The sequence below is a fragment of the Ornithinibacillus massiliensis genome (genome assembly GCF_018310345.1).
Classification (GTDB): domain Bacteria; phylum Bacillota; class Bacilli; order Bacillales; family Amphibacillaceae; genus Ornithinibacillus; species Ornithinibacillus massiliensis.
The window spans coordinates 433,555-445,463 of the sequence record NZ_JAGXBY010000003.1 but is presented as its reverse complement, the minus strand read 5'-3'; the positions used below and the strand labels follow the sequence as shown (position 1 = coordinate 445,463).

The following is an 11,909-nucleotide window of genomic DNA, read 5'->3' as shown; positions in this document are numbered from 1 at the left end:
CCGCAACGCATACATCCTCTTCCCATTACACTACCAATCTACTATCCTCAGTAAAATTAATTTGTTGTATCAATAAATGTGGTGGTATGATAATGCATATTCATTCACTGCATGAACTAACCAATTTTAACGTAAAGAAATAGAGAATGGAGGTATTTCTCTTGCGTAAGACATCTCTGTTTATACTTAGTATGATATTTATTGTGCTCTGCTTTTTTACGACTACATCAGCAATTCATGTCTTCGAATCCGATTGGGAAATGCCAACATCCATGAAGGAAAGCCAATCTGCATACCGGCTTGTACTGATTACCCAAGATATCGACACACCATTTTGGGATCAGGTAGGTAGAGCAGCAGAACGAGAGGCTAAGAAACTCGGAGTAAGTCTTGAGGTATGGGGGAATTATGGTGGCCATCAGGAGGACTTTTTAACGAATTTAGAGGTTGCCATCCAGTCCAAGGTAGATGGAATCATTGTCCAAGGGCTTGATTCGGAAGATTTTAAAGAATTAACAAAGGTGAAGGCTTCCTTTTACGGTATTCCGATTATGACAATAGCGAATGATGTACCAATCGAAGAGAGTCTAAGAAGAACCTATGTGGGCTCAGATCACTATAAGGCTGGCGAGCTTATTGCAAAACAATTGCTTGCTGATATGGGAGATACTGGGGATGTAGTGCTCATGTTTAATCGAAGTGTCGAGTATTACCAGGAGCAACGAATTGCCGGGATTGAAGCCGTATTACAAGATTATGAACAGATAACCATACATTACGCAGGGACCTCCAACACACGGGAGGATATGGTCGCCGTTACACAGGAAGTCTTAAATCAAGTACCTCAAGCCAATGCATTTATTGCGGTTAACGCCAATAGTGCCGGTGCTATTGTACAAGAAATAAGTAAGCGCTATCAAGTCGAGCCGTTTTATATCTATTCTTTTGATGAAGGACCGGAATCATTATCCCTACTTAGACAGGGTGCACTAAATGCGATTATCCAACAATCACCAGAGCAAATGGGCAAACAAAGTGTCGACTTATTAACGAAATGGTTAAACGGTGACGTAGTACCACTCGATACAGATGGTTATTTAACTGATATTCATGTGTTAAAGGCAGCTGCTTTTTATGAGTAAAATACAAAAGAAAATATGGACTGTTTCCGCTATTATGCTTGTGATTATGTCTTCTATTTGGATTGCGCTTACCTATTATAATAATAAAACATTAAATCAATACAATGAAATCTTGCAGCGCTATTTAAGCTTGAATGAAGTATCGACAGCTAGTCAAGAAGTAATCAATAACGTAAATGATTTTATGTTGAATCCAACCCCACATAATATGGAGCAAATCGAAAAAGGAAAAAAAGCAGTTTTACAAGCGAAGGAGCAAGTATTCCATCTAAGAAATGTTGATAATAACTTTACGATAACGAATTATAGCAACCTGATCGATAGTTTTATCGAATCGACGAATCGATTCCTCTTACATTACGCAGAAAATGAGGTAGAGGCTCAGGCGAAGGAATTTGCTGAAGCTAGTAGTATTTCTAATCATATAGCCGATATGACGTTATCACTCATGGAGAAGGAATTAAAGACCTATGACTTATTTTACGTAGGAATGATTAAACAATCGAATGAGTTAAAAGAACTGGGAATATGGATTATTTTATTAATTGCCTTTGTCCTGCTTATTCTTTCTTATTGGTTCTCACGAAGTATTACGAAGCCTGTACTAGAACTTACCGAAGCGGCAAACGAGCTTTCTAAAGGACGATTTGATTTGCAGGTTAAAGTAGAAACGAACGATGAAATTGCGTTTCTTGCTAAGACCTTTGACCATATGCGTAAAAATATCAATAAGCTATTTATCGAAACACAGCAAAAAGCGAGACTGGAACATGAACTGCAGCAGAATAAAATTTTACTGCAAGAAAGCCAGTTTCGTAGTTTACAAAGTCAAATCAACCCACATTTCCTATTTAATACGCTAAATGCTATATCGAAGAAGGCGTATTTAGAAGGAGCACAGGAAACGAGTGATTTATTAGTCAATGTGGCAGGACTATTACGGTATAACCTCAAGCAAATGGACCGGAAAGTACCACTCGGGGATGAGGTAGAGGTGTTAAAGCAATACTTAGAGATCCAACAGGCGCGAATGACCGATCGGCTTCACGTTCAGATGGAGATTGAAGCGTCCTGTCTGACGATACCAATACCAACCCTTACACTACAACCACTTATTGAAAATGCAGTAGTACATGGGATAGAGCCTAAGGAAGATGGCGGAAATATATGGGTGCGTATCCGAGATGATGTGGAGTGGGTAACCATCGAAATAGAAGATGATGGGGTCGGGATACCACAGGAAATAATCGAGAAAATTGCAACTGGTAATTATACATCGGAAGAAGAGCAGTCCACTGGAATTGGATGCCGTAATGTGATGACTCGTTTACGGCTTTATTATGGCAGGGATGATGTTTTTCAAATGGAAAGTGTCGTCGATTGTTATACAAAAGTTGTCTTAAAGCTATGGAAGGTAAAGGGGGAAGGCCATGATGCAACTCCTAATCGTGGATGATGAACAAATTGAACGAGAAGGCATGAAGGCTATTTTACAAAAATCCTTTCCAAGTCTTGTGATAAACGAAGCTAGAAATGGGAAAATGGCTATCGAAAAAGCGAAAGTCCTAAAACCTAATTTAATTTTAATGGATATTAAAATGCCTGGTATCAATGGATTAGAAGCCATGGAGACTATTATGATAGACAGTCCAGACACTAAATTCATCATGGTTACCGCATATGATACGTTTGATTATATGCGAAAGGCCATTACATTAGGTGCGTCTGATTATCTACTGAAGCCAAGTAAAGCGGTCGATATTATCGAGATAGTTGGCAAGGTGTTAAAGGACATTGTACAGGAGCAAAAGGCAAAAGCAGAAAGTGAGTTACAGAAAATCGTATTCCAAAAAACGAGGTCGATCATCGAGACGGATTTAGTGACACAATTGTTATTTGAGCATGTGCATGAAGTGAATCGCACGATATTAATGGATATACTCGATATTGACATGGAGCAAGAAGTGTTTGTCATGAATGTTCTCATGCCAGAAAGCTCGGAAAAGCTTTACGCGTTAGTAAAGGAAAAAACACAAGAATCAGGGTACTGCTTAGTCGGAGCATGGTCAGGGAATCAGCTACCAATTATCGTTTGCCGTAACCATCATGTATCGTTTCGTTCTCAAGCAATTGCACTTGCACGTAAAATTCTTTCCGTAACGAATCAGAAGGAGGAGATGGGCTGGTTCATCGGGATTGGTAATGTAATTACCTCACTAGACCAAGCCCGTCAATCGTATCAAGAATCCTTGGTTGCAGTCATGGACTATTTATCTCCGGGGAAATACCGCTTTTATGCGGAGATAGAGACGGGTGAGGAAGAGGTGTTTGATCAAAGACTAAACCAATTAAAGAAGCAGCTTCCAGATTACGTTAAGCTCGGACAGTGGGAGGAAATTCGAAACGAATTTATCAATTTAATCCACTTTTTTGAACAGAAGGGAGCAAGCTTAGTCTATAGTCAGCAACGAATGTTAGAAGTGCTATGGCTGGTCTCACGGGTATTACAGGATTTACGTATCGAAACCAAATCACCACTATATGCGTTTCAGACAATGGATTATCGCCAACTTCGTACAGAGACGAATCTATTATTGGAGCAGTTACAAGCAAGTCATGTCCAGCATTATCATCAGCTTGAAGCGGATAATGTGCAACAAATTAAGCAATACATTACGGAGCATTCCCATGAAGAAATTTCGCTTGAAGCGATAGGGAAAGAGATCGGCTTAAGTCCGATTTATATTAGTAAATTATTTAAGGAAAAGATGGGAATCAATTATATAGACTTTTTAACAGAGTGCCGTATCGAAAAAGCGAAAAAGCTAATGCAAGACCCGAAGCGAAGTATTAAAGAGATCGCGATTGAAGTCGGCTATCATGAACCAAATTATTTCAGCAAGGTATTTAAGAAAATTGTCCATGTATCACCGAAGGAATATCAGAATGCCATTCTTGGGAAGTAATTAGCATGATAAAGGGGGCTAAAGCTTTGAGAAATCATATCGTTCATCTAATTATTCGCAGTTTAGCAGCTGTACTCCTTATTTTTCTCTTCGCTTGTGAGAAGGAGCCAGTAGCGCTAAAGGAAAAGGAAAGTCCCTTAATAGAACAGAATGAAGATTCAACAGCGAAGGAGCGCATAAAAATTGGTTTTTCAATGGATACCTTGGAAGAGGAGCGGTGGCTGAAAGATAGGGAATTGTTTAAAGAAGAGCTAGAGGCATTGGGTGTAGAAGTAGAGATTATGATAGCTAATGAAAATGCAGCGGTTCAACTTTCGCAAATTGAAACAATGATTAGTAATGGTACGGATTTACTGGTGGTTGTTCCTTATTATACTGAAACAGCGGCCGCCATTGTGGAGAAGGCCCATTCTGCTGGTATTAAGGTTATCTCCTATGACCGCATTATCAAGAACGCCAATGTTGATTTATATGTTTCCTTTGATAATGAAATGGTAGGTGAGCTTCAAGCAGAGGCAATTACGAATCTCGTACCTAAAGGAAAGTATGTTTATATTGGTGGATCTGTTACGGATAATAATGCGATTCTATTAAAAAAAGGCGTGTTTAACGTATTGAAGCCTTCTATCGATCGTGGCGATATTCAAGTGGTGTATGACCAATGGACGGAAAATTGGACACCAGAGAATGCCTATCAAAATATGCTCGCTGCGTTAGAGGCAAATGATAATCAAATTGATGCTGTAATTGCTGCTAATGATGGAACAGCAGGTGGTGCTATTAGAGCATTAGAGGAAAGAGGACTAGCTGGCACTATTCCAGTTGCAGGTCAAGATGCCGATTTAGCTGCGATTCAACGAATTGTAGAGGGTACACAAACGATGACAGTTTATAAGCCTATCCAGAAGCTTGCCAAGAAGGCAGCAGAGCTTGCTGTTGCGCTTGCCAACGGGGAAACCATTGAAACAGATAGTAAAATTAATAATGGGAAAATCGAAGTGCCCTCGGTCTTACTTTCACCAATCGAGGTCAATCGCGATAATATTGATGACACCGTTATTCAAGATGGCTTCCATGCAAAAGAAGAGGTTTATCAAGAGTAGCTATTTCAATAGAGCTTTTTACAAATAACCACATCTATCCAATTTTGCTATAATGAACCTGATAAGGAAAGTAAGGGGGATGTGAGATGAAAGCAGTCGTAATCGAACAATTTGGTGGACCAGAGGTACTACAATACAAAGAAGTTCCAACACCGAAACCAGGCCATCAGGAAGTGTTAATCAAAGTGGAAAAGACTAGTGTCAACTATGCGGATATAAAAAAGCGCACCGGTAAAAAGGCGAAAGGGAATTTTCCAATTATTTTAGGTCTTGATTTAGTTGGGACAATTGACCAGCTAGGCGAAGGGGTTACAGATTTAACGGTAGGACAACGGGTGATTGCGTTTCCGAAGACGGGCTCTTATGCGGAATATGCTGTTGCTAGTGAGCAATTAACCTTTCCTATCCCTGATGAAATTAGTTTGGATGTAGCGGCAGCAAGTCCGATTGTAGCGTTCTTAAGCTATAAGCTGATAAAAGATGTTGGAAGAATTGAGGCGGGGGAGACGGTTCTTGTTCATTCGGCTGCAGGTGGAGTCGGTACGACAGCCGTACAAATGGCCAAGCTGTTAGGAGCTAGTCACGTATTCGGAACAGTTGGTAGCAGGGAAAAGTTTCGTGTTGCATATGAGGCAGGGGCAGATCATGTTTTCACATATGATGATTTTTCGGATAACATACTGGAATTGACCGATGGAATTGGGGTGGACATCATTCTTGATTCCATGTCTGGAAAAGTGTCTGAAGCAAGTATGAGCTGCCTTAAAGAATACGGACGGCTCGTGCACTTCGGTAACTCAAGCGGTGAAGTCGGTAATTTTAAGACGAATGAGCTTCATAATAGTTGCCGGTCTGTATTAGGCTTTAGTCTAGGTAATACTCGGAAGAAGAGACCTCAGCTATTAAAGGAAGCGGCAGAACACGTCATTCCGTTCCTGTCCAGAGGGGATTTAGATATTGTCATCGGAGCGGAATTTCCGTTACATGAAGTCGCAGAAGCACATCGTCTAATTGAGCAAAGACAGCATACAGGAAAAATACTATTAACCATTTAAAGAAAACAAAATACCTTCACTTCGGAAATTTAGGGGTGAAGGTATTTGTGTGAAGATTTTTAGTAAAAGAAATAAAGCAATGCTAATTTTCCCATGGCTCATACGATATATGATAATGTTAATTAATACGGTAAAAGAGATAAAAGTAAAGTATTTCGAGGTGTTTTATGGAACATGGGGGAGAGGCTCTTATTAATGGAGTTTGTTTTCATTCTGATACGGTTGTAGTAAAGGCTACAAAGGAAAATAATAAAATTGTAGTAGTAGACGATGTAGACCATGAAGAATATGACTATGTAGATATTGATGGGTTTGATTTGGATACTGTGCTTTTACGGATCCCATTTGTGCGTGGATGGTGGAATTATTTAGAAGGTATTTTTAAATGGAAGGTAATCGTTATCGTTGTTACCATCATGATTATAGCTTTAGAATGGATTGATAACGTATGGTTAAATGAGTGGGTACAATGAATTGAAGTGTGGGCGTATGTATTTATTTCTATCCTCATTGTTGGGGCTGTCTTGTTATTTCGCTTTACGGTAATAGCAAAATATCATGCTGCGGAGCACATGGTATCAAACTGTGCTATGCAAGGCTTGAACCTAACCTTTGAGAATGTGAGGAAGCAATCTAGGATTCATACCGATTGTGGTACAAACCTCTTTACCTTTGCACTAGTCTGCTTTTTCGTGTTAAGCCTGATTCCGGGAGTTCAGGAGTTTCATTTTTTTCTGAAGCTATGTCTTTCATGGTCGATAGGGTATGAGCTCTTTATTATGGAGAATACGTATATCAAGCAATTAGTGAAACCAATTTATTTAGTTGGTTTTGGTTTGCAATATGCTATATTTACTTCTAAACCTAATAAAGAACATCTTAAAGTAGCCATCCTTGCTTTCAAAAGAATGAAAAAAAGGCAAAGCGAAATAGACAATGGATAGTGGATGATAAGATAATGCAACAATTAAACTTATGCATTGGGAAGTAGGGGGAGAACATATGGGGGCAAAAGCAACATTTATCGTCGTAATGCTTATCTTCGGGAGTTTAGGGTTATTTGTGAAAAATATTGAGCTTTCATCAAGTGAAATAGCGTTATTTCGTGGTGTGATTGGTAGTCTGTTTCTCATTGCTGCGAGCTTCTTTATTAAGCAAAAGGTTCATTTTCGAATTTCTAAGAGAAATTTAATTTTACTTTTATTATCTGGTGCTGTAATGGGCTTTAACTGGATTTTTTTATTTGAAGCATATCAGTATACTACTATATCGAATGCTACTTTGAGCTATTATTTCGCACCGATTTTTGTCATGGTTTTAGCTCCAATATTATTCAAAGAAAAATGGACTGTGGTGAAAGCTATCAGTATGGGGATAGCCTTTATTGGCTTATTCCTGGTCGTACAGCCTGGAGGGTTAACGGGGGACGACTACAATCATCTAGTTGGGATTGGCTACGGGCTAGTCGCAGCGGGATTATATGCGAGTGTGATTGTCATTAATAAGTTTATTCGGAATTTATCGGATCTGGAGACGACCATTTTGCAGCTTGGCATGGCAAGCCTTGTCATGTTTCCTTATGTTTGGATGACGGAGGAAATGAGCTATGGTGGACTTAATTGGCGATCCATTCTATTAATTGCAGTATTTGGGATTGTCCATACAGGAATAGCGTATTTGTTATATTTTTCTGCCATCAAAAGGTTAAAAGCACAAACGATAGCGGTGATGAGTTATATTGATCCAATATCTGCTGTGTTAATGGCGGCAATCTTTTTAAGTGAAAGTATGACATTAGTACAGATAATAGGAGGAATACTCATCTTAGGCTCCACTTTCTTAAGCGAAATTCGATTTAAACGAAGAAAAAGCAGTCCAAACAAGTAACAATTCGCCCCGATGACCAGTAGAATACCCGAGTTTACATATTCTTCAGGATTTAACAGGGGTCTTTCAGGATTTGAGGCAGTTGTTTCAGGATTTGGAGGTGCACTTCAGGATTTGGGCACCTTCTTTCAGGATTTCATCTATGTACACCGCTGAAGCGCTTCAGCGGTTTGTTTATTATTTAAATGCTTCTACCGTATAAACATTACCGGCATTCCAAATTAAATATTGTGTGATGCCTTGATCTTCTAATGCCTTGATTTGTTTTTGGACATCGGCAGCGGTGTAGGTGCTGAGATAGTCAAAGTCCTGTATCCAAGGACGAATAGTGGCGATTGTTTTACCTTGTTCCTTTAATTTTGCATTCCGGCTTTTGGCATCCTTCATTGCTTGAGCCATGATGTCATATGGAGCTCGGTCTGGATTGGCTACTCCGTATGAACCGGGGGCATAATGGGAAGGATATGTCATTGGTGAGATATAATCGACATGTGGTGAAATATTTTCCCAAACCTGTCCTATGCCCATGTCATCGGAAGCCGTCGTTACTAAGCCAAATACATCAGCTGAGACGTAGGATGGGTGTTGTTTTAATTGTTGTTTAGAATGCTTTAGGAAGGCGAGAATATTTTCCGCTTTCGATAAGCCTGTTGGATTATCATAGGTTACTTCCTGGTCAACCTGTTTTGCCCGTTCTGGGAAGCGGATATAATCATATTGGATCTCATCAAATCCACTTTCACTTACTTCTTTTGCAATAGAGGTCATATAGTTCCATACTTCTTCCTTATAGGGGTCAATCCACTTTATACCAGATGGATCCTGCCATACAGTGCCATCCTTTCGTTTAATAGCATAATCTTGTTTTTGGGCGGCTAAATAGGGGTCTTTGAATACTACGATTCGGGCGATGGTATAGATGCCAGCATCCTTAAACCGTTGTACAAGTTTTTCGAGGTCATTAGTTGCCGGGTTGCTATCAGCACCAATTTGATTGACAAGATCAACATTGGAATCGTAGGTGATTTTGCCATAATCATCTTTTACATCAATTACTGCCGCATTAAGATTGGTACTTTTAATTAAGTCGATATACTTTTGCACGTTTTCTTCTTTGATGGAAGTACGATTCAAATAAATTCCCCTGACATCAACCTTCTCGGGCTTTTGTTTCACGAAATGGTTTGTTGCATGTTCTGATGATGGAACTTCCTTTGTGCTATCCTCCATAGAATCGCTCTCAGTAGACCCGATGGTGGCATGCTTCAGAATATGGCTGTTACCTAGACTTAACATGGTCCCAGGTGAAGCACTTTGCTCCGTTGTGAATGCCATTAGCATCATGAAAAATACGATAGATATTAATTTCTTAGTCAGCTTCATCCCCTCCTTATACGATTACGTTGTGTACTTTTCTGTCGTTTGATTCGAGTTATTAATTAGCAATTACGTGTGTTTTTTCATGTACATGATAATGCCTTAGGTGGGGAAAAATATATCGTGTTTGAAAAAACAAAAAAAACCCGGATTAATGCAAATTGGATTACATTAATTCGAGTTATTCAAGGGATTAAAAATGAGTCTCCCTACTTGTATACCAAACCTCAAATTCATCAACTGGCAATGGTCGACTATAAAAATATCCTTGGCCGAATACACCATGTACGGTCAAAATATCAATTTGTTCCTTTGTTTCAATACCTTCCACTATTACTTTTGTATCAATTTTCTTGCCGATTTGGATAATCGCTTCTAATAAGGAGCGGACCCGATTATTTTTGATTGAATCATTTAAGAAGGATCGGTCAATCTTTAATTCATCAATTTCTATTTTACGAATCATACTTAAGGAAGAGTAACCGATTCCAAAGTCATCTAAGGATACACCGACACCTAGATTACGTAATGCCAAAATATTATCCTTCGCATCTTCATAATACAGGAACGCGCTTTCCGTTATTTCTAATGTTAATAGCTTCGGCTCCACGCCTTCTTCCGCAATAATCGTCTGAACGCGTTCAATAAAGTTTGGTGCCATAAGCTGTCTAGTTGAAATATTGACGGATATTGGAAAACTCTCCAGCCCATTGGTCTTAAATCGCTTAATGTCACGACAAGCCTGTCTTAGCACCCATTCACCAATTGGCATAATAAGACCCGTTTCTTCTGCGATAGGGATAAATTCATCGGGTGGTATTTTACCCATTGGACATTCCCAGCGAAGGAGCGCTTCTGCACCAACTATTTTAAACGATGTAAGGTTAAATTGTGGCTGGTAGTGGACGGTTAATTCATTTTTTTCAATTGCTTTATGTAGATAGGTTTCTAGAATCATCTTGCGCTTCATTTTTTTATTTAGTTCATCATTGTAGAACTGATAATTGTTCTTGCCGTTTTCTTTTGCAAGGTACATGGCAAAGTCAGCTTTTTTAATTAATGCTTCTGCATCGTCCTCAAAATCAAGATTAATGCTTATACCAATACTCGGTGTTGAAATTATCTCTGTCCCATGAATGGAATAGGGTTCATTCATTTTTATGAGGATATCTTTAGCTAACGATTCGATTTCTACGATATCCCGATTCTCTGCTAGTACTAGGAATTCATCTCCACTTTGCCTCGACACAATATCACTGTCACGAAGAATTCCTGTTAACCGATCGGCAATTTGGATTAATAATTGATCCCCAGCACTATGTCCAAGTGTATCATTCACACGCTTGAAGTTATCAAAATCAATGAACATCACGGCAACCTGGCGACCATATTTATTGGATGTAAGTAATGCTGTATCGAGATAGCTTTTAAACCAAATCCGATTCGTTAAGCCTGTTAAGGAATCATAGTGAATGAGATGATCCATCTTTTGTTCCGCTTGTTTTTGGTTGGTAATATCAAATACAACACCATCAATACGGGTCACCAAACCATTCTTTTCTATGTGTGGTGTTGCCGAATCCCGTAACCATCTAATTTCCCCACTACTATGGAAAAAGCGATAGGTAATCGTTGTTTTTTTTCCGGCTTTTTGTTGTTTATGTGCCTCAATCAGTATATGTTTATCGTCTGGATGGACAACATCTAACCAATAATATGGATTCTCCTTAATTGACTCACTTGTTACCCCATATATTTTGGCATAGCCTTCAGAAAAGGTATACTCCTCCGTTTCTAAATCCCAAGTCCAAAATGTCATGTCATTATTCTCGAAGAGCTTTTTAAGCTGCGCCTCATTCGTTCTGATTTTCCATCCAAGTGTTCCAATTGATAAGGAAATAATGAAGCCAATGACAATAGGTAGTTGATTGTGAACAGATAGGTCCTTCGGAGTGGATAATAAACCCGTAACAAGCGTTGTCCCACTAAAAAGCATGAAGTAAACAATACCACCATATAACCCACCATAATAGGAAAATACAGCTATCATGATGATAATGATAGTCAGAAAAATGCCTTCTGATTCAATTGTGGCACTTATTTCTGCATAGATAGATGCTGCTAAAGCAATAGCTCCAAATACCCATAAAATGATTGGAATCCTTTTTAAACTTAGTTTTGTCATCTATTTTCACCTGTCAAGTTTTGTCGAAATCGCTACTTAATAATTTGAGTTTATCACACTTATTAAAAATTGGAAAATTATTATTTTTATAGAATATAGTGGACTTCACTTACTTGGATAGGTCGAAAATAAGTATATTGATTTAAGGATGATTACGTTGATATATCTTGAATTATCAGCTTTTTTGGGTGTGG

10 protein-coding genes are annotated in these 11,909 nt (G+C 38.9%); 8 read left to right on the top strand and 2 right to left on the bottom strand.

The genetic code is table 11. The features are described 5' to 3' along the window. The first annotated feature begins 161 nt into the window (after window positions 1-161). The 8 genes from KGF86_RS10840 to KGF86_RS10805 all read left to right on the top strand — a co-directional run bounded on the left by KGF86_RS10840 (window position 162) and on the right by KGF86_RS10805 (window position 8,153). Window positions 162-1,142 carry a sugar ABC transporter substrate-binding protein gene (locus tag KGF86_RS10840; protein WP_211741853.1) on the top strand — a complete coding sequence of 327 codons (981 nt, stop codon included), beginning with the start codon at window positions 162-164 and terminating at the stop codon, window positions 1,140-1,142. Further along, window positions 1,135-2,598 (top strand): sensor histidine kinase, encoded by a 1,464-nt coding sequence (locus tag KGF86_RS10835; RefSeq protein WP_211741851.1) that lies wholly within the window; start codon window positions 1,135-1,137, stop codon window positions 2,596-2,598. Before KGF86_RS10840 ends, KGF86_RS10835 begins: the two co-directional genes overlap by 8 nt. Further along, on the top strand, window positions 2,573-4,108 hold the full coding sequence (locus KGF86_RS10830; protein ID WP_211741850.1) for a response regulator: 1,536 nt from the start codon (window positions 2,573-2,575) through the stop codon (window positions 4,106-4,108). The genes KGF86_RS10835 and KGF86_RS10830 overlap by 26 nt, the downstream gene beginning before the upstream one ends. A 26-nt stretch (window positions 4,109-4,134) precedes the next feature. After that, window positions 4,135-5,211, top strand: coding sequence for a D-xylose ABC transporter substrate-binding protein (gene xylF, locus KGF86_RS10825; RefSeq protein ID WP_246521465.1), 1,077 nt, complete (start codon window positions 4,135-4,137; stop codon window positions 5,209-5,211). Between the two features lie 86 nt (window positions 5,212-5,297). Further along, a complete protein-coding gene (locus KGF86_RS10820; RefSeq protein ID WP_211741848.1) occupies window positions 5,298-6,266 on the top strand; it encodes a quinone oxidoreductase family protein in 969 nt (322 codons plus the stop codon). A gap of 167 nt (window positions 6,267-6,433) precedes the next feature. Next, a complete protein-coding gene (locus KGF86_RS10815) occupies window positions 6,434-6,739 on the top strand; it encodes a hypothetical protein (RefSeq protein ID WP_211741845.1) in 306 nt (101 codons plus the stop codon). Between the two features lie 6 nt (window positions 6,740-6,745). After that, entirely contained in the window at window positions 6,746-7,210 is a 465-nt protein-coding gene (locus tag KGF86_RS10810; RefSeq protein ID WP_211741843.1) for a DUF1385 domain-containing protein, read from the top strand. 58 nt (window positions 7,211-7,268) lie between these two features. Continuing rightward, window positions 7,269-8,153, top strand: coding sequence for a DMT family transporter (locus tag KGF86_RS10805; RefSeq protein ID WP_211741842.1), 885 nt, complete (start codon window positions 7,269-7,271; stop codon window positions 8,151-8,153). 177 nt (window positions 8,154-8,330) lie between these two features. Here the strand turns inward: KGF86_RS10805 and KGF86_RS10800 are convergent, their stop codons facing one another. Next, the gene (locus KGF86_RS10800) at window positions 8,331-9,536 is read right to left on the bottom strand and encodes a putative glycoside hydrolase (RefSeq protein ID WP_186869172.1); all 1,206 of its coding nucleotides are present in this window, start codon (window positions 9,534-9,536) and stop codon (window positions 8,331-8,333) included. Between the two features lie 187 nt (window positions 9,537-9,723). Continuing rightward, the gene (locus KGF86_RS10795) at window positions 9,724-11,715 is read right to left on the bottom strand and encodes a bifunctional diguanylate cyclase/phosphodiesterase (RefSeq protein WP_211741841.1); all 1,992 of its coding nucleotides are present in this window, start codon (window positions 11,713-11,715) and stop codon (window positions 9,724-9,726) included. Window positions 11,716-11,909 lie beyond the last annotated feature (194 nt).

What these genes read in the sequence shown, in the direction of transcription:
- KGF86_RS10820 (WP_211741848.1), top strand. Translation starts at nt 5,298, where the DNA reads ATGAAAGCAGTCGTAATCGAACAATTTGGTGGACCAGAGGTACTACAA.
- KGF86_RS10800 (WP_186869172.1), bottom strand. Translation starts at nt 9,536, where the DNA reads ATGAAGCTGACTAAGAAATTAATATCTATCGTATTTTTCATGATGCTA.
- KGF86_RS10835 (WP_211741851.1), top strand. Translation starts at nt 1,135, where the DNA reads ATGAGTAAAATACAAAAGAAAATATGGACTGTTTCCGCTATTATGCTT.
- KGF86_RS10830 (WP_211741850.1), top strand. Translation starts at nt 2,573, where the DNA reads ATGATGCAACTCCTAATCGTGGATGATGAACAAATTGAACGAGAAGGC.
- KGF86_RS10815 (WP_211741845.1), top strand. Translation starts at nt 6,434, where the DNA reads ATGGAACATGGGGGAGAGGCTCTTATTAATGGAGTTTGTTTTCATTCT.
- KGF86_RS10795 (WP_211741841.1), bottom strand. Translation starts at nt 11,715, where the DNA reads ATGACAAAACTAAGTTTAAAAAGGATTCCAATCATTTTATGGGTATTT.
- KGF86_RS10805 (WP_211741842.1), top strand. Translation starts at nt 7,269, where the DNA reads ATGGGGGCAAAAGCAACATTTATCGTCGTAATGCTTATCTTCGGGAGT.